A 23,817-nucleotide genomic window follows, 5' to 3' on the forward strand; every position below is an offset into this window, starting at 1 on the left:
TGAAGGAAGCGACGATGACCGACACCGCCACCACCGAGGTGTCCGCAGATCCGGTCACCACCGAGCCGTTCATCTGCACCATCCCGACCGACGGCGCCAACCAGCTCCGGACGCTCTCGGACGAGGCCGGGCTCCCCGTCGTCCTGCGCGACGACATCGCCGATGAGCGCCACTTCGAGGCCTTCGGCTGCAAGGTGCGCGACGCCAACCCCGAGACGCCCGACCGGGTGGTGCCCGACATCACCTTCGTCCGCGATGTGCACACCGGGGCCGACGTCACCATGCCAGACGGACGCAGCATCAGGTTCTGGGGGTTCGAGGACCCGAGGAGCCGGGTTCGGCGACCATTCCCCTCACCGATGATGCGGGTGCGCGAGGGACAGGTCGTGCACACCACCCTCAACGCCTCGAAGAACACCCACACGATCCACCACCACGGGATCGAGCCGACGCCCCACAACGACGGCGTCGGCCACACGTCGTTCGAGGTGGACGACGTGTACACCTACCAGTGGCGGCCCACCTCCGCCGGCAGCTACTTCTACCACTGCCACAAGAACACGGTCCTGCACTTCGAGCTCGGCATGTACGGGTCCCTCATCGTCGACCCGCCGGAGGGTGAGGGCTTCGTGCGGCGCGGCAACGACATCGTCCCCTACGACCGGGAGGCGATCTGGATCCCCGACGACGTGGACCCCCTCTGGCACGACCCCGAGATCGACCACTCCTTGGGCATGAACGCGTGCCCCTTCGACCAGGGCCAGCACCTCCTCCACTTCCGGCCCACCTACTTCCTCATCTCCGGCGTCCCCCACCCGTGGACCCGCACCGACCCCCGGGTCGCGCTGCAGTGCCAGCTCGGGGAGCGGGTCCTGCTCCGGATCCTCAACGGCGCGTACGGGACCGTCGAGGTGCGACTGCCCTTCGACGCGGACGTGATCAGCCTGGACGGCCAGGTGCTCGGGGGCCCCAAGACCGGCCGCTACTCACGCCCGTTCACCATCCCGGCGGGCGAACCGTTCTGGCTCTCCAACGCCCAGCGTCGTGACGTGCTGATCGCGCCGGACCGCACGGGCACGTTCTCCGTCCCGATGGACATCCGGCACTGGGTCCGGGGCGACACCCACGGCCACGTCGAGACCACGATCACCGTATCCTGAACCCGGACCGCAACCGAACGGTTCTGGGCCGCGGAGCACGCTTCACGGGCGTGCACAGCCACCCGGTTGGTTGGACCGAGCTGGCGCACCTGCCCGAGTCAGGGGCCTCTGCCGGTCCACCGGTCGAGTACGGCCGCGAACCTGTCCTGCTCTTTCGTCGGGATCTCGCGCGTGGATGCCACCGCTCGCCAGTTCGCCACGACCCCCACGATCTGGTGCCAGCGATCCTTCGCTTCGGCCTCGCTCAAGCCGAACCGGTCAGCAGTGGCGAGCAGCGCCCTGCGCCTGGCTGCGGGGGAGGTCTCTCCCGCGATGCTCGAGGCGCTCGGGGCGGTCGTCGGGTCGGGGTTCACGTCGAACACAGGAGACAGCGTCCAACCGCCGGGGCCTCGGAGCGTGGCGTGGTTGCGCATGTGGTCGTCGACGTTGTTCAACACGATGGAGAACGCGATCCGTCGCCACAGCTCGTCCAGGTCCGCTCGGACGTTGCTGCCGTGCTCGGTGAGTGCATCGACCAGCTCCAGGTAGTCGCGAGCTGCTTCGTCGTGCGCACCGATGAGGGATCTGGCACTCAGGAACGGGATCCGGTGATCGCCCTCTCGGTCGAAGCGCTCGACGAGGAGCACGGGAACGCCGCCGACGTCGAGGAGGTCGTGCGGCGGAGTGCGCAGACCGCAGCGGTCGGCGAGGTCGAGGGCGACCGCCTCCCAGCGCATCACGTCCCACCGGTCGTCACCTCTCGGGAACTTGGCGACGTAGAGGCTTCCCCCGTCGGTCACCGAGGCCTTCGGGCGCGCGCCACCGAGCGACCCCGACCCGGCATCGAGGAGTGCGGAGACGGCGGCGTCGGCGTCGGCACCGTCCGCGACGTCGACGGCTCGGGTCGCCTCGTAGAGCTCGCTGAGCTGCACCAGGCGCGGGACCGCGTTGGAGGCAGCGAGGAACGGTCCGTCGTCGTCACGGCGGTAGCGAAGCGCCCCTTGGCGGGTCAGGTCGTTGACGCCGAGGAGGTGGTCCACCTCGGTGGGTGTCGGGGCGACGTGGCCGGCGTCGCGTGCCTGGGCGGCGAGGCGACGGGCGATCAGGTTCCGCCCCCAGGTGTCGGGCGCGCTGTCGTCGAGGGCACCCGGCAGGCCCTCGATCACGGATGATCCGGCGCGAACCGGGAGGTCAGGACTCACCTCCCAGCCCGGTCCGGCAAGGAACGCGGAGTCGTAGACGAACTCGGTCGTGTCGATCCCGCGGGAACGGGTGATGCGTGCCGTGCCGACACGGACGGTGCCGTCGCGAGCCTCGACGTGGACCTGGACCGTCGTCACTGGCGCACCCGCTTCGGCAGAGCCTGATCTGCACGAGCGCGTCCGAACGACGTTTCGTACGGGTCTGTTGCCTTGACGAGCTCCGCGAGGACGCCCACGGCCCGGGCGACGCTCAGGACGATGTCGAGGCCCACCGACAGGTCGCCGCGTTCGAGTCGACCGACGGTCTGGCGCGTCGTTCCGGCGCGTTCCGCGACCTGCTGGGCGGTGAGGTTGCGCAGCTTGCGCCACGCAGCGAGGTTCTCACCGATGTCGACGCCGGCTTGCTGCACCTGGAAGGGCACGGGTCTGGACATGAAGGGCCTCCTCCCCTCACCATACCTCACATGTCATCCACACATACCGTTATCACCGTTTATGTTCGCCACACGCACCATTGACGGTGACTACGCTGCCGGTGAGGGCCAGGACTGGTGTCAACGGTTGGCGAACGCGAAACGAGCGGCCCCCCGGAGGCGGCCGCTCGGCGTGTTTGCCCTGTTCAGGGCTGGTGTCGGAGGGGGGACTTGAACCCCCACGCCCTTGCGGGCACTAGCCCCTCAAGCTAGCGCGTCTGCCAATTCCGCCACTCCGACGTGTCCGCCCGGGAAGCACCCGGGCGGAGGCGACACAATACCAACGGCTGCTCCCGGGACCACATCCGCCGCCGGCTCAGGAGCCCGAGAAGGTCACGCCGGCGACGTCGATGCTCCCGTCGGCCCGCACCTGCAGCCCTCGGACCCGTTCGCGCACGACCGCGACCGTGCGCAGCTGGGCCAGGGGCACGACCGGCACGTCGGCGAGCACGGCCCCCTCGATCTCCCGCCAGCGGGCCACCCGGACGGCCGGGTCGGGCTCGGCCCGGGCGGTGGCGAGGGCGACGTCGACCAGGCCCTGGCCGTAGGCGGCCAGGTTGTCGGGCGACGAGGACTGCCAGGCCAGCAGGTGCGACGCCGGGGTCAGGCCGACGCCGAGGGTGCTGTACAGGAACAGCTGGTGCTGGCGGGTCGCCAGGGTGGCCTCGTAGGTGGTCGGATCCAGCGACGACGGCGCCAGCTCCACGCCGACGGCGCCGAGCTGCTCGCTCAGAACGCCGGCCACGGCTTGGTGGGTGGCCGAGTCGTCGGTCAGCAGCCGCACCGGCGGAGGTGCGCCCTCCGGGAAGGCCTGGGCGACGATCTGGCGGGCACGCTCCACGTCCGGGCCGCAGAAGCCGACGCACTCCCCCGCCGCGCCGGCGACCCCGGCGGGCAGCAGCCCTCGCAGCGGCTGCGCGGTGGGGCCGAAGACCGCCTCGGTGAGGGTGGTCCGATCGATCGCCAGCGAGATGGCCTGGCGCAGCGGCGCTCGGGCCAGCGGTTCGACGTTGGGGTTGACGCCGAGCAGCAGGGTCGCGTGGAACGGGACCAGCCCGCCGAGGCCGAACGCGGTGCCGGCATCGCCGAGCCGGTCGACGGGCACGGGCGACCAGTCGAGCTCGCCGGCCGACATGGCGTCGTAGGCGGCGGCGTCGTCGGGGAAGAGCCGCAGCTCGATCGTGGCCGGGCCCTCGCCCCGCCGGCGCTCCAGCACGAGCCGATCGGGCGCGGCGGCCTCGACGTCGTGGGCACCCGACGGGTTGAGCGGCGAACCGACAGCGGTCGGCAACAGGTCCCGGTCCACGATCCCGTACAGGGGCGAGGCCAGCACCTCGGGGAGCACGGCAGAGGGGGCGACCAGGCCGATGTCGATCGTGCGGGGATCGACGGCGGTGATGGCGGCGACGTCCTCGAGCGCGATGGCGGCGAGGGAGGCGCCGCCCTGGGACCGGACCCGGTCGAGCGATGCGACCACGTCGTCGGCCGTGACGGGTGCGCCGTCGCCGAAGGTGGCCTCCTCGCCGAGGGTGAACCGCCACAGGGTGCGGTCCTCGTTGGCGTCGAAGGTGGCTAGGCCGGGCTGGGGACGGCCCTCGCCGTCGACCTCGGTCAGGGTGTCGTGGACCAGGTCGACCAGGATCATCGACGAGACGCTGGCCGGCGAGATGGCGGCGGGGTCGAGCGACATGGGCCCGGCCAGGCCGAGCCGCAGCACGTCGCTGCCCTCGGTGGGCTCCTCGCCATCGGCCGGAGGGTCATCGCCTTCGGTGGTGGACGGCGGAGCTGTCGAGCTCGGCGCTTCCGCCCGCTCGAGATCGCCGCCGTCGGACGAGCACGCGCCGGCGAGCAACAGCAGCGCTGTCAGGATCTGGAGGGGGCGCGGCAGCGAACGCACCGGCGCGACCCGAGCCTCAGTCGAGGATCAGGGCCAGCCCGATGGTGGTGAACACGAACCCGACGGCGACCACGATCGTGATGCGGTCGAGGTTCTTCTCCATCACCGTCGAACCGCCGGCTGCGGCACCGACGCCGCCACCGAACATGTCCGAGAGGCCACCGCCCTTGCCGGAGTGCAACAGGACGAGCCCGATGAGGGCCAGCGCCTGGCTCACGTGGATGGTGGTGACGATGATCTTCAGCATCGGTCCGAGGAGTGTCGGGGACAGGAACGGACGAGCGTACCGCTCAGCGGTCGGCCCGGTCGAAGTCGTGGAGGGCGCCGAGCGGACCGGCGCCGAGGGGGGCCTGGTCCGGGGTGATGATCCGGTCGGGGTCGACCAGCCAGCGGACCGTGCGCTGGTGCAGGGGCAGCCAGGACAGCGACGTGGCCGCCAGCTCCCCCAGCTCCTCGGCGATCTCCAGCCGCTCGTCCTCGCTGGCGGCATCGACCAGCTCCCGGGAGAGCACCTGGGAGTCCTGCTCGCACCAGGCCATCGGGTTCAGCGAGCCCTCGTCGCAGCGGTAGAGCGCCGAGGCCCGCTGGGCGGTGCCGAGCCGCACGGCGAACACGCCGATGCCGGTGCCGCTCTCCCGGTCCCGCCGCATCCAGGTCTCGGCCGTCAGCGGCTCGGCGCTCGCCGTGAAGCCCCGCACGACCAGGGCTTCGACGACAGCCTCGGCGATGGCCTCGGCGCCCTCCAGGCGGGGGTCGTAGGACACCGGGGTGGCGAGCGGCAGGTCGGGACGCCCCCGGGTGCCGTCGAGCAGCACCGGCCAGCCGTCGCCCTCCAGCAGGGCATCGGTCTCCTCCGCCGAGGCACCCTCCTCCTCCAGGTCCTCCCCGCAGGCCTCCTCGCCGGGCAGCCACCCCAGGCAGGTGACCAGCTCGTCGGGGTCGACGCCGGCGAGCTCGACCAGGTCGCGGCGGTCCAGGGCGGCGTCGACGGCGGCTCGCACGCCGGCCGACCCCAGCGGTGCGGTGCGGCGGTCGAAGAACAGGCCCACCACCGACGGCACTGGCGTGCGGCGCAGGTCGAAGCGGGCGGCGACCTCGGGGACGGCGCCGGTCGGGATGAGCAGGTCGATGCTGCCGGGGACGCTCACCCGGCCCGTCGCCTCGCCATCGCCGAGGTCGGCGAAGCGGTCGATGCGCACCTGGTCGATGTCCGCCTGCCGGTCGGGGTCCCAGTGCTCCTCGCGGGCGACGAGCACGAGGGACTGCTCGTCGAAGGACGCCAGCTCGTAGGGACCGGCGCCGAAGGGCACGAAGTCGCTGAACTGACCGCTCAGGTCGGTGCCGGCGCCGAAGGCGTCGGCCTGGAGCAGCCAGCCGGTGTAGCCGCCGAACAGCTCGGGCCAGTCCGGCCACGGCTGGGCCAGCGTGACCCGGGCGACCAGCGGGTCGGTGTCGTCCACCGCGGTGATCCGCTCGTAGCCCGACGCCACCGCGCCGGGCGTCTCCAGGTGCGCCAGCCAGGTCCCGAGGACGTCGCTGCTCGTGATCGGCCGCCCGTCGTGCCAGCGGGCCTCCTCGGCGAGCACGAACGTGATCGTCTGCTCCCCCGTCTCGTCGTCCACGCGGACCTCGGGCCCGCCGGCCAGCACCGGCGACGGCACGTAGCGGCCGTCGGCGTCGACCTCCATGAGCTTGGGCAGCACGTGCTGCAGCACCAGCGTCCGGGCGGTGGGGTCGGTGCAGGTGATCGGGTTCAGGCAGGTGGGCCAGTCACCGGAGGCCACCCGAAGCAGCGTCGCGGCCCGAGGCAGCGTGGTCTCCGGCGAGCCGACGACGGATTCATCGTCTCCGTCGTCGGTGAACACCGAGCAGCCGGACGCGACCACGGCGAGGACGGCGAGCAGGGCGACCCACCACGGGGCGGGGCGGGTGGAGCGAGCCATCGGGCTAGATGACGACCTGGACCTCGGCGTAGTGGCACGCCACGGGATGGCCCTGGCCCCGGTCGATCAGCGCCGGCACCTCCTCGGCGCACTTGTCCGTGGCCTTCCAGCAGCGGGTGCGGAACCGGCAGCCTGAGGGCGGGTTCACCGGGCTGGGCACGTCGCCCTCGAGCACGATGCGGGTGCGGGCCCGCTCGCGGCGGGGGTCGGGCACCGGCACGGCCGACAGCAGCGCCTGGGTGTAGGGGTGCGCCGGCGACCCGTAGAGGTCGGCGGCATCGGCGATCTCCATCACCTGGCCGAGGTACATGACCGCGACCCGGTCGGAGATGTGGCGCACGACGGACAGGTCGTGGGCGATGAAGATGTAGGCGAGGCCGAGGCGGTTCTGGAGGTCCTCGAGCAGGTTGATGACGCCGGCCTGGACCGACACGTCGAGGGCCGAGACCGGTTCGTCGAGCACGAGCACCTTGGGCTCGAGGGCCAGGGCCCGGGCGATGCCGATGCGCTGGCGCTGCCCGCCGGAGAACTCGTGTGGGAACCGGTTGGCGTGCTCGGGCTTGAGGCCGACGAGGGTGAGCAGGTCGGCGACCTTCTGCTTGCCGCCGTCCTTCCAGAGCCCGTGGATGCGCAGCGGCTCCCCGATGATCTCGCTGACCGGCATGCGGGGGTCGAGCGAGGCGTAGGGGTCCTGGAACACGATCTGCAGGTCGCGGCGGGCGTCGCGCAGCTCCCGGCGGCCCATCTCGGTGAGCGCCTTGCCCTGGAACAGCACCCGGCCGTCGGTGGCCGGCAGCAGCTGCAGGATCGTGCGCCCGAGGGTGGACTTGCCGCAGCCGGACTCGCCCACCACGCCCAGGGTCTCCCCCGGGTGCAGGTCGAAGCTGACGCCGGACACGGCCTTGACCTCGCCGACGGTGCGGCGGAGCAGGCCCTTGCCCTTGACGACGAAGTTCTTGTGCAGGTCCTCGACCTGCAGGATCGGCTCGGTCATGCCGAGACCCCCTCGTCGTCGGCGTCGGAGCGCAGCTTCGGGTCGGGTGCGGACACGACCTCGTCCTCGCCACCGCCGTCGATCTCCACCGGGGTGAACACCTGGGACGGGTCGGTGACGTCGCGCAGCTTCTCCCAGTGGTGGCAGGCGCTGACGTGGCCCTCGGTGTCGGTGGGGAACAGCGGCGGCTCCTGCTGCCAGCAGATCTCCGTGGCCAGCGGGCAGCGGGGCGCGAACTGGCACCGGTCCCCGATGCCGATCATCGACGGGGGCGAGCCCTTGATCGGGGTCAGCCGCCGCGACTGCTGGTCCATGCGGGGCAGCGAGCCGAGCAGGCCGAGGGTGTAGGGGTGGCGGGGCTCGTAGTAGATGTCGTCGACGGTGCCGATCTCCACGCCGGTGCCGGCGTACATCACGACCACGTCGTCGGCGGAGCCGGCCACGACGCCGAGGTCGTGGGTGATGAGGATCATGGCCGCGCCGGTGGACTCGCGGGCTGCCTTCAGGGCGTCGAGCACCTGGGCCTGGACGGTGACGTCGAGGGCGGTGGTGGGCTCGTCCGCGATGATCACGTCGGGGTTGTTCGCCATGCCGATGGCGATGACGACCCGCTGGCGCATGCCGCCGGAGAACTCGTGCGGGTAGTTGTCGACCCGCTCCTCCGCGTTGGGGATGCCGACCGTGCGCAGCAGCTCGATGGCCTGGTTGCGCGCCTCGTCCTTGGTGACGTCGTTGTGCAGCCGGATGGCCTCGACGATCTGCCAGCCGATCCGGTACACCGGGTTCAGCGACGTCATCGGGTCCTGGAAGATCATCGCCAGGCGCGAGCCGCGCAGCGTGGAGAGCTCCTTGTCGCTCATCTCGAGCAGCTCGTCGCCCTGGAAGCGGGCCTGGCCCGAGATGCGGGCGTTCTTGGGGAGCAGGCCCATGAGGGCGTTGGCCGACACCGACTTGCCGGAGCCGGACTCGCCCACGATGCCGAGCACGCGGCCGGGCTGCAGGGACCAGGTGACGCCGCGGACGGCTTCGACGAGGCCGTCGTCGGTGGGGAACGAGACGGTGAGGTCCTCGACCTCGAGGACGGGGCCGGTGTGCTCGTGGTTCCCGGTGCGGATGCGGCGGCTCACTGGCGCACCCGCTTCTGACGGGGATCGAAGGCGTCGCGCAATCCGTCACCGACGAAGTTCACGCTGAGGGCGATGATGATGATCAAGAAGCCGGGCCAGTAGAAGAGGTGCGGACGGGTCTTGAACGCGGCCTGGCCCTCGGAGACGAGCAGGCCGAGGGACGTGTCCGGGGCGGCGATGCCGAGGCCGAGGTAGCTGAGGCTGGTCTCGGCCAGGATCGCCACGGCCACGACGATGGTGGCGTTCACGATGATCGAGCCGATCGCGTTGGGCAGCAGGTGGCGCACGATGATGCGGGCGTCGCTGGCCCCGAGGGCCCGGGCCGCCTCGACGTACTCCTTCTCCCGCAGGGAGAGCACCTCGGCCCGCACGATGCGGGCCAGCGGCATCCAGAAGAAGGCGGCGATGATCAGGGCGAGCTGGAACCAGCCGCCGCCGACGATGCGGGCGAGCAGCAGGAACACGGCCAGGCTCGGGATGACGAGGAACAGGTCGGTGATCCGCATGAGGATCGAGTCCACGATGCCGCGGTAGAAGCCGGCGATGGCGCCGATGATGGTGCCGACCGTGGTGGACAGGAACGCGACGAGGAGCGCGACCTGCACGGAGCGCTGGGCGCCGCGGAGGACCTTGGCCATGAGGTCGCGGCCGATGTCGTCGATGCCCATGGGGTGCTGCCACGTGGGCGGCTCGTTGAAGGTCGGGAGCTGCTCGGCGTAGTCGTAGGTCCACAGGCTGCCCCCCACGAGGGAGCCGACGATGAGCAGGACGAGCACGAACAGGCTGACCATGGCCAGGCGGTGCTGCAGGAAGCGTCGCACGATGAGCTGGCGCTGCGAGCGGGTCTGCACCGACAGCTCGTGGTCGGCGTGGTCGGCCGTGAGCGCGGCGGGCTGGCCGCTCGGCTGCACGCCGGTGTCGACGGGGCGGCGGTCCTCGAGGGTCTCGTCCTCGGTCTCGGGCGTGTCCGGGCGATCGGTGTCGGTCACTGTCGGATCCTCGGGTCGAGCACGCCGTAGAGCAGGTCGGCGATGAGGTTGAAGATGATGACGATCACGCCGGTGACCATCATCCAGGCGAGCACGACGTTCACGTCGTAGTCGCGCAGGCCCTCGATCAGCAGGTTGCCCATGGCCGACCAGCCGAAGACCTGCTCGGTGATGATCGCGCCGCCGAACACGGCGCCGAAGTCGATGGCCACGATCGTGGTCAGCGGGATGAGGGCGTTGCGCAGGCCGTGTCGGAACACGACCCGCGGTCTTCCCGCGCCCTTGGCCCGGGCGAGCTTGACGTAGTCGGACTCCATCACGTCGAGCATCGAGTTGCGTTGGTACCGGCTCCACGCCGCGTAGGAGATCAGCGCGAGGGCGATGGTGGGCAGGATCAGGTGGCCGGCGTAGTTGGCCATGCGCCCCCAGAAGTCCGCATCGAGGCGCGGCGATTCCGAACCGGTCGTGTAGATGACGGTCCTGCCCACCAGCTCGTTGAACCGGATGGCGGCGAACTCCTTGAGGAGCGCCGCGAGCCAGAACACCGGCATCGACAGGAACAGGAAGCCGGAGAAGGTGAAGAAGTAGTCGGTCTTGGAGTACTGGCGGGTCGCGGAGAGCACGCCGACCCCGACGGCGAGCACGAGGGAGAGCACCACCGAGGCCACGACCATGCGCAGCGTGCGCCCGAGCCGACGCCACAGCACCTCGTTCACCGGGTTGCCCTGCAGGTCGTCGCCGAAGTCGAGGGTGACGACGTCGCCGGCCCAGGCCAGGTACCGCTCGACCGGCGGCTTGTCGAGGCCGATCTCCTGGCGGCGCTGCTCGATCACGGCTTCGGGCACCGGCGGGTTGCGCGAGCGCAGCTCCGCCAGGGGATCACCGAAGCTGGTGACCGTGAAGTAGATGAGCACCGATGCCACGAACAGCACGATGATCGACACGATGAACCGTCGGATGACGAATCCGAGCACGACCTGATCCTCTCAGCGGTGGCAGGAAGCGACAGGGTGGGGCCCGCAGCTCGGACCCCACCCTGTCATGTCACTTCAGATGTCGCGGGCGATCAGCCTTCGACAGACCACTCGGTAGCGTTCCACAGCGGACCAGCGGTGGAGGCGTTGTCCTCCACGTTCTGGATCGTGGTGCGGTACGCCAGGAAGGTCGGCTTCTGGTACAGCGGCACCGTCGGCATGTCCTGCCAGAGGATCTCGTCGGCCTGGTTGTACAGGTCGGCGGCCGCGTCCTGGTCGGTCTCGACCAGGGCCTGGTCGAACACGTCGACGATCTCGGCGTTCTGGTAGCCGGTGTTGTTCGAACCGACGAGCGTCGGATCGTCGTTGGTGTACAGCGCCTTGTTCGACGACGGGAAGGGCGTGCCGACCCAGGCGAACAGTGCGATGTCGTAGTCCTGATCGGCGATCAGGTTGCTCTCCGGGAAGAAGCGCTCGAACACCGCGCCACCCTCGACGTTGTCGATGGTGAGGTTGATGCCGGCTGCGGACAGCTGGTTCTGCAGCACGAGCTGGGTGTTCTCACGGAGCTGGTTGCCACCGGTGGTGGAGATGCGCAGCGTGAGCTCGCCGTCCTCGGGGTGCGTGCACGGGCTGGAGGAGCAGTCGTAGCCGGCCTCCTCGAGCAGGCTCTGGGCCTCCTCGACGTTGGCGCCGAGGTACTCGTCGCCGTGGGCCTCGTACTGGGGCTGGTTGCTCAGCCAGATGCGGTTCTGCAGGACGGAGGCCTCGTCGGAGAACTGACCGACGGTGCGGGCCACGACGTCTTCCTCGTCGAGGGCATGGGCGATGGCCATGCGGACCTCGGGCTTGGCGAGGTGGCTGTTCTGCAGGTTGAAGTCGATGTGCTCGAAGGACAGGCCGAAGCTGACCTGGCTGTCGACGTCGGAGATGCCGTCGATCTGGTCGACGAGGTCGAGCTGGGGCTGCGGGTAGGCCATGTCGATCTCGCCGTTCTCGAGGGCAGCCGGGATGCCGGCGTTGTCCACGTCGAAGCGGATGACGATCTCGTCGAGGTTCGGAGCCGGGCCCCACCACTCGGGGTTGGCCACGAGGGTCACGGACTGCTCGGGGCGGTAGTCCTCGAACATGAACGGGCCACCGGAGAACTCCGGGGCGTTCTCGCCGTCGAGGCCGTCGTTCCAGCCGACGACCGGGTCGCCGTCACCGAGCTCGGTGATGACGTGGGCGGGGAGGATGTTCGTGAACATCGACTGCCACTCGGAGTACGGCTCGGAGAAGGTCACCGTGACGGTCTTGCCGTCCTCGGAGCCCTCGACCGACTCGACGCGGTCGTAGCCGGCGGTGGTGGCAGTGTCGACGTCGGCGTTGGAGCCGTTCATCATCATCCACTGCAGCTCGAAGTCGTCAGCGGTGATGGGCGTGCCGTCGGACCAGACGGCATCTTCCTGGATGACGTACTCGATGGTCTGGGGATCCTCGGAGGTCAGCTCGGCCGAGACCAGCAGGTTCTCGTCCATGACCACCTCGAAGTCCGGGGTGGTGCGGAACGCAGCCGGGAACACGATCTCGGTCAGCTGGCCCAGGGCCAGGAGGTTCGAGGAGGCGGTGTTGATGTTCCAGCCGTCCGGCTCCTGCTCGTTCGCGAACACGACGGTGCCGCCGGCAGCGGCTTCACCCTCGCCCTCACCCTCGGTGCCCTCGGTCGTCTCTTCGGTGTCTTCACCTTCGCTGGCCGTGTCGTCGTCATCGCCGCACGCGGCGGCGATCATCGACAGGCCGAGGAGCAGCGCGAGCACGCGCAGCCATCGGGACTTCATCACAGGGGGTTCCTCCTGGTTGGTTTGCAGGGAGCTGCGATCGGTCCCAGTGACCGACACGTAGCGTGGCGCGCACCGTACGACACATTTGTCGGACGATCCACGACCGGCGGGCGACCGTAGCAAGCGTGGCCGGGGTCACCAAGCGATCCTTGCGCACTTCGTCGTACTGCAACACGCACGAAACAGCCGCTCGGATGCCAGAACGCCGGCCGGCTGGCAGATCTGCCAGCCGATCTCGCTTCAGCTGCCGGATTCGACCAGTCGGTACTGCACGATCCGCCCGAAGTCGTCGGCATCGAGGCTGGCGCCGCCGACGAGCGCGCCGTCGATGTCGGGCTGCGTCATGAGCTCGGGGGCGTTGTTGGGCTTCACCGAGCCGCCGTACTGGATGCGGATCGAGTCGGCGGCCTCGCGCCCGGCGACCTCGGAGACGGTGGCCCGGACCAGCGCGCACATGGCCTGAGCATCCTCGGCGGTGGCGGTCTTGCCGGTGCCGATGGCCCAGATGGGCTCGTACGCGATGACCATGCCGGCGACCTGGTCGGGCTTGACCTTGGCCAGCCCGGCGCGGACCTGGCCGGACACCTTCTCCTCGGCCTGGTCGGCCTCGCGCTCGGCGTCGGTCTCGCCGCAGCACATGATCGGCGTCATGCCCGCCTTGAGGATGGCGTGCACCTTCTTGTTCACGTCGTCGTCGGTCTCGCCGAACAGCTCGCGCCGCTCGCTGTGGCCGCAGATCACGTACTCCACGTCGAGCTTGGCCAGCATCAGGGGCGACACCTCGCCGGTGAACGCCCCCTTCTCCTCCCAGTGGCAGTGCTGGGCGCCGAGGGAGACCGGGATGCGGTCGGCCTCGAGCACGGTCTGCACCGAGCGGATGTCGGTGAAGGGCGGGTGCACCGACACGTCGACTGCGTCGACGTCTTCGTTCGTCAGCACGTAGCTGAGCTTCTGGACGAGCTGGATCGCCTCGAAGTGGTTCTGGTGCATCTTCCAGTTGCCGCTGATCAGCGGCTTGCGGTCACTCATGCTTGTCCTCGCAGTGCTTGGAGGCCCGGCAGGTCGCCCTGCTCGAGCAGCTCGAGCGACGCGCCGCCGCCGGTGGAGATGTGATCGATGTCGCGGGCCAGGCCGAACTGCTCGACCGCCGCCGCGCTGTCGCCGCCGCCGACCACGGTGAAGGCCCGGGCCTCGGCCACGGCGTGGGCCACGGTCTTGGTGCCGGCTTCGAAGCGGGGATCCTCGAACACGCCCATGGGGCCGTTCCAGAAGATGGTGTGGGCCTCGGCGATGAGGTCGCCGAACTCGGCCGCGGTGCCGGGGCCGATGTCGAGGCCCATCCAGCCGTCGGGGATGGAGGTGTGCAGCTGGCGCACCTCTCCCCCGGCCTCGGGCTTGCCGATCTCGCCACCAGGGCCGAGGGCGGTGACGTCGCTCGGCAGGTGGATCTTGCCTTCGGCCTGCTCGAGCAGCGCCCGGCACGTGTCGACCATGTCGGGCTCGAACAGCGAGGCGCCGATGGGGTTGCCCTGGGCGGCGAGGAACGTGAAGCACATGCCCCCGCCGATGATGAGGCCGTCGACCTGGGGCAGCAGGGCTTCGATGACGCCGAGCTTGTCGGACACCTTGGCCCCGCCGAGGATGGCGATGAAGGGGCGGCGGGCGTCGTCGCGGATGCCGCCGAGGATCTCGACCTCCTTGGCCAGCAGCCGGCCGGCCGCCGAGGGGAGGTGCTTCGGCGGGCCGACGATGGAGGCATGCGCCCGGTGCGACGCGCCGAACGCGTCGTTGACGTAGGCGTCCTGGCCGGCGATCAGCTTCTGGACGAACGCTTCGTCGTTGGCGGTCTCGCCCGGGTCGAAGCGCAGGTTCTCCAGCAGCTCGACGCCCGGGGCCAGCTCGGCGAGGCGCTGGCGGACCGGCTCCATCGAGTACTTCGGGTCCGGCGCGCCCTTGGGGCGTCCGAGGTGGCTGCACGCCGTCACCGTGGCGCCCTGCTGCTGCAGCCACTGGATGGTGGGCAGCGCGGCGCGGATGCGCAGGTCGTCGACGATCTCGCGCGTGCCGTCGGGCTCGTCGCGCAGCGGCACGTTGAAGTCGGCACGGACGAGGACCCGCTTGCCGTCGAGCGGCAGCAGGTCCTCCAGCTGGGGAACCGGTTCGGTCATGCCTTCTAGCCGCAGGCGATGACGGTGAGGTCCACCAGGCGGTTCGAGTAGCCCCACTCGTTGTCGTACCAGCCGCTGATCTTGGCCAGCGACCCGTTGGCCATGGTGAGGCCGGAGTCGAAGGTGCAGGAGGCGGCGGAGCCGACGATGTCGGAGGACACGATCGGGGCGTCGCTGTAGTCGAGCACGCCGGACAGGCGGCCCTCGGTGGCGGCGGCCTGGAAGGCCTCGTTGATCGCCTCGGCGGTGGCGTCCTTCTTCAGCATGGCGGTGAAGTCGGTGATCGAGCCGGTGGGCACGGGCACCCGGAGGGCGGTGCCGTCGAGGCGGCCCTCCATCGACTGCATGACCAGGCTGGTGGCCCGGGCGGCGCCGGTGCTGGTGGGGATGATGTTGATGGCCGCGGCGCGGGCCCGGCGCAGGTCGCCGTGGGGGCCGTCCACGAGCGACTGGTCGCCGGTGTAGGCGTGGATCGTGGTCATGAAGCCCTTCTCGACGCCGAAGGTGTCGTCGAGGACCTTGACCATGGGCACGAAGCAGTTGGTGGTGCAGGAGGCGTTGGAGACGACCTTGTGCTTGGCCTTGTCGAAGGTGTCGTCGTTGACGCCGACCACGAAGGTCTCGTCCGCACCGCTGGCCGGGGCCGAGACGATGACCAGCGGGGCGCCGGCCTCGAGGTGGGCGCCGGCCTTCTCCTTGGAGTTGAAGAAGCCGGTGGACTCGATGACCACGTCGACGCCGAGGTCGCCCCAGGGCAGGTCGCCCGGGTTGCGCTCGGAGAGCACCTTGAGCTTGTCGTCGCCGATGGTGATGCCGCCGTCGCCGACGCTCACCTTCTCGGGGAAGCGGCCCATGACCGAGTCGTACTGCAGCAGGTGGGCCATGGTGTCGAGCGAGCCGAGGTCGTTCACCGCCACGAAGTCGATGTCGGCGCCCTGCGCCTTCGCCGCCCGGAAGAAGTTGCGGCCGATGCGGCCGAAGCCATTGATGCCCACACGAACGGTCATTGCGGTCCCACCTCGGGAGTCGTCGGTCTGATCGGTTCGGATCTGACCACGCGCGCCGGTGGTCCCACAAACGTCGCGCCTGATCCAGATGGTCTGGGCGTCCTGCCCGTTGCGTCCCGTTTGATGCGGCCCCACGGAGAGTGGTGGGCCACACTCGGTTCCATGTCGTTCGGTTGCCAGATCCAGCGCGCCAGCGTCGGATGGTTCTGATGGACGTACTCATCTGCGAGGACGACCCCGTCGCCCGCTCGGTCATCAGCGACCTGGTGGAGGACCGCGGCGGCCGGGTGCTGGCCGCGGTCGACTCGAGCCTCGACGCCATCCACTTCCTGCGCCAGTTCCGTCCCGACGTCGTCGTCGTCGACCTGATGCTCCACCTCGGTAGCGGCGCCGAGCTCGTGGAGTACGTGCGCCGATCGCTCCCCACGACCAAGGTGATCATCTTCACCGCCTACGACTCGATCGCGTCCCGGGACGACCCCGGGGTCGAGGTGGTGGTCAAGCCGGACTTCGATCGGCTGGGTCGGATCATCTCGAGCGTGGGCGAGCGGTCCGAAGCGAGGGACGGCGAGCGACGGCGACCGGTCCGGGCCGTGTCGGCCCAACCCACCACCGTCGACGCGGCCGGCTTCTACCGCGTGGTCGCCGAGGCCCACCCCGACGACGTGCTGCTCCGGGTCGGGTTCGACGACCCGAGCTCGGGCGACCAGGTCGCGGACGAGCTGCGGGGCTTCCTCCGGGGACACGACTTCGTGCTTCAGCGATCGGACTCGATCGTCGCGCTGCTCCTGGGCGGCGGCGAGGACACCGTGCACGCCGTCGAGAAGCGGTTCTGCAACCAGCTCCCCCACCTCGCCGACCGCGCCACCAGCGCCGTGGCCGGCGGCGATCCGATCGACGCGTTCACCCGCCTGACCAGCGGTTGAGCCGCCCGGCTCAGATGAGCCCGGCCAGCACCGCCCCGAGCAGGTCGCTGTCGTGGGCGAGGCCGTGGGGGCGGTCGATGTCGGCCTCGACCACCTCGACCTCGGGCGACGCGGCGGTGACGTCGCCGAGGGGCAGCCCTCCCCGCTGGGTCACGACGACGTCGGGCGTGAGGTCGTGGAGCCCGAGCACCCGCAGGTGGCCGGCCAGGTCGACGTTCTTCACGCCGGTCTCGTCCGCCTGGAGGTTGGCGACGAACACGAACCGGCCGCGCCGCCCGGCGATGGTCCGCTGGATGCCGGGCACGACGGCGGCGGCCAGGACGCTCGTGTAGAAGGAGCCGGGCCCGAGAACGATCTGGTCGGCCTGCTGCAGCGCCTCCGTCGCGGCGGGCGGGACGGGCGGATCGGCCGGGTCGACGGCGATGTGCACCAGGCGGCCGGCGGCCTCGATCTCGACCTGGCCCCGCACGGTGCCCTCGGGTGTCTCGGCCACGAGGTCGATGGGCGAGTCGGTGGCCGGGAGCACCTGCACCACCTCGGGGTCGACGCCGAGCCAGCGCGACAGGGACGCGGCCGCGGCGACGAGGTCGTGGCCGGCGTCGACGAGGCCGGCGAGCACGAGGTTGCCGACGGCGTGGCCGGCGAGGTCGCCGTCGGTGAAGCGGTGCTCCATGGCTTCGGCCAGCTCCCGGTTGGGGCTGACGGCGGCGATGCACCGGCGCAGGTCGCCCGGTGCCGGCATGGGGATGCACTCGCGCAGGCGGCCGCTGGAGCCGCCGTCGTCGCCGGTGGCCACGATCGCGGTCGTGTGCCCGGCGTAGGTGCCGACCGCCTTGAGCAGCATGGCCAGCCCGTGCCCGCCGCCGATGGCGACGACGCGAGGACCGGGCTTCATCGTTCGACGTCCCGGTGGGTGACGGTCGCGTCGGTGTCGTGCTCGGCCAGGCGGGCGCGGATCTCCTCGGCGATGGCGACGGAGCGGTGGCGGCCGCCGGTGCAGCCGATGGCGATGCTCAGGTACGCCTTGCCCTCGTTGCGGTAGGCGGGCAGGAGCAGCTCGAGCAGGTCGACGATGCGGTCGATGAACTCCCTGGCCGCCTCCTGGCCGAGCACGTAGTCCCGCACCGGTTCGTCGAGCCCGGTGAGGGGACGCAGCTCGTCCACCCAGTGCGGGTTGGGCAGGAAGCGCACGTCGAGGACCATGTCGGCGTCGATCGGCAGGCCGTGCTTGAACCCGAACGAGCGGATCGTCGTGCGCATGCCGACATCGGCGTCCTCCTGGCCGAACGCGGCCCGGATGCGGTCACGCAGCTGGTGGACGTTGAGGTTGGTGGTGTCGATGACCACGTCGGCCTCGGCCCGCACCGGTTCGAGCACGGCCCGTTCCTGCTCGATGGCCTGCTCGATCGTGTCGGCCTGGCTCATCGGGTGGCGGCGGCGGGTCTGCTCGTAGCGGCGGACCAGCTCGGGCGTGGCGCAGTCGAGGAACAGGATCCGCACCCGGGGCACGCTGCGGCGCAGCTCGGCGAGGGCGTCGACCAGCTCCCGGTCGTAGTGCCCGGTGCCGGCGACCAGCACGACCCGGTCGATCGAGGAGCCCTTGGCATCCGCCAGCTCGGTCACCTTCGGCATGAGCTCGGGCGGCAGGTTGTCGATGACGAACCAGCCCAGGTCCTCGAAGTCGTTGGCGGCCTGCGAGCGGCCGGCGCCGGACAGGCCGGCGATCACCACGTAGTCGCCCATGCGGGGCAGGCTACTTCTGGCTACCGGAGCTTCTCGGTCCGCAGGAACAGCAGGCGGGGGATCTCGGCGGCGTCGGTGTACTCCGGTGCCCGGGCCAGGAACCCGGGCGGCGGCGCCGGCTCCTCGATGCGGGTGAGCAGGAGCCCGTTGGCGATGAGCGCGTTCAGGTACCGGCTGAGCGGGCGGTGGATGAAGGGGATGTGGACGTCCTTCTGCACCTCCTCGATCGACTTGTCCTCCCGGAGGTAGGCGCCGATGCGCCAGTACTGCTCTGGGGGGTCGAGGATCTGGTCGTCGATCCAGCCGCTGTTCGGGGTCTGCAGCAGCGGGTGGTTGAGGAAGAACAGGAACCGCCCGCCCGGCTGCAGCACCCGGGCGACCTCGGCGATGGCGTCGTCGACGTCGTCGATGTGCTCGAAGACGAGGCACGCCACGGCGACGTCGAAGCTGGCGGCCGGGAACGGCAGCCCGGCCGCGCCGGAGCGCAGGTACACCGGCCCCCCGCCCCGCTCCTTGGCCACCTCCACCTGGTTCCAGGTGGGGTCGAGGCCGACGACCTCGGCGCCGAGGCGAGCGGCCAGCCGGGCGACCTGGCCCTCCCCGGTGCCGATGTCCAGCACCCGGCGGGCGCCACGCAGGTGCTCCTCGGCCAGCGGGAGGATCTGCTCCTCGTACTCCGGGTCGACGCCGTCGGTGAAGCCCTCCTGCCACCAGTCGGCGTGGGTCTCCCAGAGATCATCGTCGCTCACCGGTCGCATGCAACACCCAGCGCCACTGGTGACGCCAATACCCTGGCGGCGTGGCGGCGGGAAGGGATGGGACGTCGCGCCGTGACCGGGCCCTGGCGTGGGTGGCGCCGCTCCTGCTCCTGGCCATCGCCGCCATCGCCGTCGTCCGGCACCACACGGTCGACCAGTCGCCGTGGCAAGGCGTCGGCTTCGGCATGTTCTCGAGCTACGACTACCTGCCGAGCCGGACCGCTCGCCTCACGGCCACGGTCGACGGCGAGACGACCGCCATCGCCCTGCCCAACGACCTCCGCGACGAACTGGAGCGGGTGCTGGTCGCGCCTGGCGACGACGATGCCGTGGCGCTGGCCGAGGAGATCATGGACCGCTCCGGCGCCGACGCCGTCCGGCTCCAGGTCCTCGGCCACGACGTCGACGACACGCCTGACGGGCTGCGAATCACGCTCGTGCCGATCCGGACGGTGGACGTCCCGTGAGAGCCGTTGCGGACCGCTTCCGGGCCTGGTTCGACGATCTCGACCCGTTCCTGGTGGTTGCCCGCCTGAGCCTGTTCGTAGCCATCGTGAACAACCACAGCGACCCGGCGATGGCCGTGTTCCTCGGCGTCGCCACCGCGGTCCTGTACTTCCAGGAGCGGTTGCTCCGGTCGCCCTGGCCCTGGCTGCTCCTGGCGGGCGTGCTCGGCGGGAACCAGCTCCAGGAGTGGTGGTTGATCGACGACCACCCCGTGGCCACGACGTACTGGCTCCTCGCCATCGGCGTCTCCCGATTCGGCCGACGTCCCGACGACGTCCTCGCCCTGAGCGCACGCCTGCTGCTGGGCTTCCTCTTCGCCCTCGCGTTCGGGTGGAAGCTCCTGTCCGGGCCGTTCGTGAGCGGCGACTTCTTCGAGTACACGCTCGTGCGGGACGATCGCTTCGAGCCCGTCGCCGTCCTTTTTGGAGACGCCGACGAGGACCAGCTCGCCCACGAACGCATCGCCATCGCGCAGCTCACGTCAACCGGCGCCGCCGGAGACGCCATCGAGATCGAGACCGGCCCTCGCATCCGGACCTTGGCACTCACGTTCACCTGGGTCGGGCTGATCATGGAGGGCGCGGTGGCTGCCGCCTTCCTGGCGCCGCTGCGAGGCCGCTGGCAGCTGCTGCGTGCCGTCGCGCTCATCGGCTTCTGCGTGACGACGTACGCGGTCCTGCCCATCGCCGGGTTCGCCGTCCTGCTGCTGACCATCGGGCTCGCTCATGCGCACCGCCCTGCGGTGCGTCGAGCGCACGCCGTCGCCGCTGCGGCGATCCTCGCCTGGAACGCGGTCCTCGCCGGCCTCATCCTGTAGTCAGCGACTCGGCTGGTGCAGCTGCTTCCAGACGTTCTCGGCCACGTTGTTCGGCAGCCAGGAGAACGACTGCAGCTCCTCGAGCGTCGCCGCCTTGACCTTGCGCAGAGAGCCCATCTCCTTCAGCAGGCGCTTCCGGCGGGTCGGGCCGAGGCCGGGCACGTCGTCCAGCACCGACTGCTTCATGCGCTTGTCCCGCAGCGTGCGGTGGTAGGTGATGGCGAAGCGATGGGACTCGTCCCGCAGGCGCTGCAGCAGGTAGAGCGCCTCCGACTGGCGCGGGATCTGGATCGGATCTGACTTGCCCGGGACGTAGACCTCCTCGAACTGCTTGGCCAGCGAGGCCACGGGGATCTCGTCGAAGAGATCGAGCTCCTTCAGCACGTTGATCGCCGAGGTCAGCTGGCCCTTGCCACCGTCGACCAGCAGCAGCTGCGGCGGGTAGGCGAACTTGCCCGGACGTTCGCTGGCCGGCTTCTCCCGCTCGATCAGGTAGGCGGTGAGCCGGCGGCGGAGCACCTCCTCCATCGCGGCGAAGTCGTTGTTGCCGTCCACCTCCTTGATCTTGAAGCGGCGGTACTCCGACTTCTTGGGTAGGCCGTCCTCGGTCACGACCATTGAGCCGACGTAGTCGCTGCCCTGGAAGTGGCTCATGTCGTAGCACTCGATGCGCAAGGGGGCCTCGGGCAGGCCGAGGTGCTCCTGCAGCTCGTTCAGCGCCCGTGCCCGGCTGTTGTGGTCACTCGCCCGCTTGAGGCGATGGCGGGTGAATGCCTCCTTGGCGTTGTGCGTCACCGTCTCCTGGAGGCGCACCTTCTCCCCCCGCTGGGGCACCTTGATCTCGACCCGACTCCCCCGCAGCTCGCAGAGGTACTCCTCGTAGAGCTCGGGATCGTCGGGCATCGCCGGGACGAGCACCTGCTTGGGGATGCCGAGCAGCGGGTCGTCGTAGAGACCCTCGAGCACGTGCTCGATGAGGGCGCCCGGGCTGAGATCCTCGACCTTGTCCACGACGAAGCCCTTACGACCCACGACTCTGCCCTTGCGGACGAAGAAGACCTGCACGGCCGCCTCGAGGTCGTCCTCGGCGAGACCGATGACGTCGAGGTCCTCGCTGCGGTCCCCCACCATCTGCTGCTTGGCGATCGCCTTGTTGACACTCTCGAGCTGATCGCGGATGCGGGCCGCTCGCTCGTACTCGAGCTCTCTGGCCGCCAGGGACATGTCGGTCTCGAGCCGCTCGACCAGCGCGTCGGTCTCGCCGTCGAGGAAGTCGAGCAGCTCCTTGGTCATCTGCTGGTACGTCTCGTGATCCACCTCGCCGACGCAGGGGCCGGAGCACTTCTCGATGTGGAACAGCAGGCAGGGGCGACCCATGCGCTCGTGCCGACCGAACTTGTTGTCCGAGCACGTCCGGAGCGGGAAGGTACGCAGGAGCAGGTCGAGGGTCTCGCGGATGGCGTAGGCGTTGGCGTAGGGCCCGAAGTACTGGGTGCCCTTGCGCTTCCGGCCACGCATGACCATCGGGCGAGGCCAATCGTCGGAGACGGTCACTGCCAGGAACGGATAGCTCTTGTCGTCCCGGAGGCGGACGTTGAAGCGTGGCCGGTGCTCCTTGATGAGGTTGTACTCGAGCATCAGCGCTTCGACGTCGTTGCGGACCTGGATCCACTCGACGCTCTCGGCCGTGGCCACCATCTGCGCCGTGCGCGGGTGCATGTTGCGTGGGTTCTGGAAGTAGTTCGACAGCCGCTGGCGCAGGTTCCGCGCCTTGCCGACGTAGATCACCCGGCCGTGCGCGTCCTTGAACTGGTACGAGCCGGGTGTCTCCGGGATCGTGCCGGCGGGGGGACGTTGGACCACGCCGCAAGGCTACGGGCGATGGCCGCGCCCTCCCACGACGTTCAGGCGCCCTCGACCAGCTCCTTCTCCTGCTCACAGCGAGTCCGTAGTGCATCTCGTGAGAGCACCTCGATGCTCTCGTCGCGCCAGTTGAACACCTGCACCGGAGCCGAGGTGTCGAGTGAGCCGCAGTCGAGCCGCTCGATGAGCAGGACGCGGCTCCAGTCACCGCCGTGCCGGTACCGCATCGCTGCGACCAAGTCGCCGTGGTACACGAAGTCGGCCATGCCGGTGCCGTTCGAGACCTGCTCTGGGACGACGATGATGGGCGATGCGTCATCCACACCGGGAGCTGCGGCGAGGGCTCCGATCACGGCATCCCCTCTCGAGACGGCCTGACGGAAGTTGTCCACGTCCACCGCCTGCATGGCAGCGAACCACGAGATGCCGCCGATCGCGACGACAGCTGCAATGTTCGGCCTCCATGATCGCAACCACGCCCAGCCTGACCCGAGCACCAGCGCGGTACCCACGCTCGGCACCAGGTTGTTCCGATCGAACAAGCCCGTGGTGGCGAACACAGCTCCCGCGTACATGAACGGGGCGGCTCCGGCCAGCATCACGACCACGCCGATGAGGAGCCACCTCGGCTCGATCGACGACGACCGCCACGATGGCAGCTGAGCTGCTACCGCCACGACCACGGCCAGCAGCAGGACCGCTCCCACCACCTGTGCGAGCAGCGGGTACTCCCACATGCCCGTCCCGAAGTGCGCCGACACCAGGCTGGAGGCGTTGTCGAATGGGTCGGGCCCGTCACCGTCCCGCTTCGGCGACAGCAGGAAGAGTCCGGCGGCGACGACGACCGCCGGAGTCACAGCCACGAATGCGGCGCGCAGACGCTCCCTCCACGCTGGAGCGGCCCACATGACCACGAGGGTGACGGCGAGGACGACCACGCCCTCGTAGACGAGGGTTCCGGCGGCGAGCAGGCCGGCTGCCGCCAGGTTGCGGCGGCGCAGGAGCTGCCACAACCCGAGGAACATCATGGCCAGCGCCAACGGATACGTCCCGACGACGAACCACAAGCGGGTCATCGCGTGGTTTGGCGCCAGCGCGAACACCACCAGGGTTGGCCACAGCACCTTGGCTGGAAGGACATGTCGGCCGAAGAGCCAGGCCGTCACGAGCAAGGACGCGTTCACGGCGGCGATGATGAGCCCTTGGAGGACCGGCCGATCGCCGATCACCTCGTACAGGACCGCGTAGTACGGCGCGGCGAAAGGCCTGGCCGGTTGTTCGAAGGCGAGCTGCCACAGGCCATCCACCAAACCGTTCTGGTCGAAGACCAGCCAGACCCCCCAGTCATCGGTGAGGAACCCGCCACCGAGCAGCCCACTGGCGAGGCTCGGGAGCGATGCAGCGAGCGCGAGGAGCCCGACGCGGATCCGCTCCGCACCCGCCACCAAACCGAACCTTGCCGGCTCG

22 protein-coding genes and 1 tRNA gene are annotated in these 23,817 nt (G+C 70.0%); 4 read left to right on the plus strand and 19 right to left on the minus strand.

Annotated elements, in window-relative coordinates; all coding sequences use genetic code 11:
• Positions 1-14: 14 nt before the first annotated feature.
• Entirely contained in the window at positions 15-1,160 is a 1,146-nt protein-coding gene (locus RGQ06_RS17965; protein WP_432427754.1) for a multicopper oxidase domain-containing protein, read from the plus strand.
• 98 nt (positions 1,161-1,258) lie between these two features.
• On the opposite strand, the gene RGQ06_RS17970 is transcribed toward RGQ06_RS17965, so the two are convergent.
• From RGQ06_RS17970 to gap, 14 genes are all read right to left on the minus strand, one after another.
• Positions 1,259-2,479 carry a type II toxin-antitoxin system HipA family toxin gene (locus tag RGQ06_RS17970; protein WP_432427755.1) on the minus strand — a complete coding sequence of 407 codons (1,221 nt, stop codon included), beginning with the start codon at positions 2,477-2,479 and terminating at the stop codon, positions 1,259-1,261.
• Entirely contained in the window at positions 2,476-2,775 is a 300-nt protein-coding gene (locus RGQ06_RS17975) for a helix-turn-helix domain-containing protein (protein WP_432427756.1), read from the minus strand. The genes RGQ06_RS17970 and RGQ06_RS17975 overlap by 4 nt, the downstream gene beginning before the upstream one ends.
• Positions 2,776-2,967: 192 nt before the next feature.
• Positions 2,968-3,054 (minus strand) — tRNA-Leu (locus RGQ06_RS17980).
• A 76-nt stretch (positions 3,055-3,130) separates the two neighbouring features.
• Entirely contained in the window at positions 3,131-4,711 is a 1,581-nt protein-coding gene (locus RGQ06_RS17985) for an ABC transporter substrate-binding protein (protein WP_432427757.1), read from the minus strand.
• A gap of 16 nt (positions 4,712-4,727) precedes the next feature.
• The gene (secG, locus tag RGQ06_RS17990) at positions 4,728-4,958 is read right to left on the minus strand and encodes a preprotein translocase subunit SecG (RefSeq protein WP_432427758.1); all 231 of its coding nucleotides are present in this window, start codon (positions 4,956-4,958) and stop codon (positions 4,728-4,730) included.
• 43 nt (positions 4,959-5,001) lie between these two features.
• Positions 5,002-6,654, minus strand: a complete 1,653-nt coding sequence (locus tag RGQ06_RS17995; protein ID WP_432427759.1) for an ABC transporter substrate-binding protein — start codon at positions 6,652-6,654, stop codon at positions 5,002-5,004.
• A 4-nt stretch (positions 6,655-6,658) separates the two neighbouring features.
• Positions 6,659-7,648, minus strand: coding sequence for an ABC transporter ATP-binding protein (locus tag RGQ06_RS18000; protein WP_432427760.1), 990 nt, complete (start codon positions 7,646-7,648; stop codon positions 6,659-6,661).
• Positions 7,645-8,775 (minus strand): ABC transporter ATP-binding protein, encoded by a 1,131-nt coding sequence (locus RGQ06_RS18005; RefSeq protein WP_432427761.1) that lies wholly within the window; start codon positions 8,773-8,775, stop codon positions 7,645-7,647. Before RGQ06_RS18005 ends, RGQ06_RS18000 begins: the two co-directional genes overlap by 4 nt.
• Positions 8,772-9,764, minus strand: coding sequence for an ABC transporter permease (locus RGQ06_RS18010; RefSeq protein ID WP_432427762.1), 993 nt, complete (start codon positions 9,762-9,764; stop codon positions 8,772-8,774). Before RGQ06_RS18010 ends, RGQ06_RS18005 begins: the two co-directional genes overlap by 4 nt.
• A complete protein-coding gene (locus tag RGQ06_RS18015; RefSeq protein ID WP_432427763.1) occupies positions 9,761-10,738 on the minus strand; it encodes an ABC transporter permease in 978 nt (325 codons plus the stop codon). Before RGQ06_RS18015 ends, RGQ06_RS18010 begins: the two co-directional genes overlap by 4 nt.
• A 92-nt stretch (positions 10,739-10,830) precedes the next feature.
• Positions 10,831-12,558 (minus strand): ABC transporter family substrate-binding protein, encoded by a 1,728-nt coding sequence (locus RGQ06_RS18020; RefSeq protein WP_432428233.1) that lies wholly within the window; start codon positions 12,556-12,558, stop codon positions 10,831-10,833.
• Between the two features lie 243 nt (positions 12,559-12,801).
• A complete protein-coding gene (gene tpiA, locus RGQ06_RS18025) occupies positions 12,802-13,590 on the minus strand; it encodes a triose-phosphate isomerase (RefSeq protein ID WP_432427764.1) in 789 nt (262 codons plus the stop codon).
• Positions 13,587-14,729, minus strand: a complete 1,143-nt coding sequence (locus RGQ06_RS18030) for a phosphoglycerate kinase (RefSeq protein ID WP_432427765.1) — start codon at positions 14,727-14,729, stop codon at positions 13,587-13,589. Before RGQ06_RS18030 ends, tpiA begins: the two co-directional genes overlap by 4 nt.
• Before the next feature lie 5 nt (positions 14,730-14,734).
• A complete protein-coding gene (gene gap / locus RGQ06_RS18035) occupies positions 14,735-15,736 on the minus strand; it encodes a type I glyceraldehyde-3-phosphate dehydrogenase (RefSeq protein WP_432427766.1) in 1,002 nt (333 codons plus the stop codon).
• A 209-nt stretch (positions 15,737-15,945) separates the two neighbouring features.
• On the opposite strand from gap, the gene RGQ06_RS18040 reads away from it, so the two are divergent.
• Positions 15,946-16,662, plus strand: coding sequence for a response regulator (locus RGQ06_RS18040; protein ID WP_432427767.1), 717 nt, complete (start codon positions 15,946-15,948; stop codon positions 16,660-16,662).
• Positions 16,663-16,672: 10 nt separating this feature from the next.
• Here the strand turns inward: RGQ06_RS18040 and RGQ06_RS18045 are convergent, their stop codons facing one another.
• Genes RGQ06_RS18045 through RGQ06_RS18055 form a run of 3 tightly spaced genes read right to left on the minus strand, consistent with a single transcriptional unit; the run spans position 16,673 to position 19,154 of the window.
• Complete coding sequence (locus tag RGQ06_RS18045; protein WP_432427768.1) at positions 16,673-17,557, minus strand: gluconeogenesis factor YvcK family protein; 885 nt, start codon at positions 17,555-17,557, stop codon at positions 16,673-16,675.
• A complete protein-coding gene (gene rapZ, locus RGQ06_RS18050) occupies positions 17,554-18,405 on the minus strand; it encodes an RNase adapter RapZ (protein ID WP_432427769.1) in 852 nt (283 codons plus the stop codon). Before rapZ ends, RGQ06_RS18045 begins: the two co-directional genes overlap by 4 nt.
• Positions 18,406-18,425: 20 nt before the next feature.
• Positions 18,426-19,154: a class I SAM-dependent methyltransferase gene (locus RGQ06_RS18055; RefSeq protein ID WP_432427770.1), complete on the minus strand. Its 729-nt coding sequence runs from the start codon at positions 19,152-19,154 to the stop codon at positions 18,426-18,428.
• Positions 19,155-19,204: 50 nt separating this feature from the next.
• Between RGQ06_RS18055 and RGQ06_RS18060 the strand changes: the two genes are divergently transcribed.
• Positions 19,205-19,630 (plus strand): hypothetical protein, encoded by a 426-nt coding sequence (locus tag RGQ06_RS18060; protein ID WP_432427771.1) that lies wholly within the window; start codon positions 19,205-19,207, stop codon positions 19,628-19,630.
• On the plus strand, positions 19,627-20,487 hold the full coding sequence (locus tag RGQ06_RS18065; RefSeq protein WP_432427772.1) for a hypothetical protein: 861 nt from the start codon (positions 19,627-19,629) through the stop codon (positions 20,485-20,487). The genes RGQ06_RS18060 and RGQ06_RS18065 overlap by 4 nt, the downstream gene beginning before the upstream one ends.
• On the opposite strand, the gene uvrC is transcribed toward RGQ06_RS18065, so the two are convergent.
• Both uvrC and RGQ06_RS18075 read right to left on the minus strand, forming a co-directional pair.
• Entirely contained in the window at positions 20,488-22,350 is a 1,863-nt protein-coding gene (gene uvrC / locus RGQ06_RS18070; protein ID WP_432427773.1) for an excinuclease ABC subunit UvrC, read from the minus strand. It lies immediately after the preceding gene.
• A 41-nt stretch (positions 22,351-22,391) separates the two neighbouring features.
• Positions 22,392-23,795: a hypothetical protein gene (locus RGQ06_RS18075; protein ID WP_432427774.1), complete on the minus strand. Its 1,404-nt coding sequence runs from the start codon at positions 23,793-23,795 to the stop codon at positions 22,392-22,394.
• Between the last annotated feature and the right edge of the window lie 22 nt (positions 23,796-23,817).

Source organism: Salinilacustrithrix flava (genome assembly GCF_041228405.1).
Classification (GTDB): domain Bacteria; phylum Actinomycetota; class Acidimicrobiia; order Acidimicrobiales; family Salinilacustritrichaceae; genus Salinilacustrithrix; species Salinilacustrithrix flava.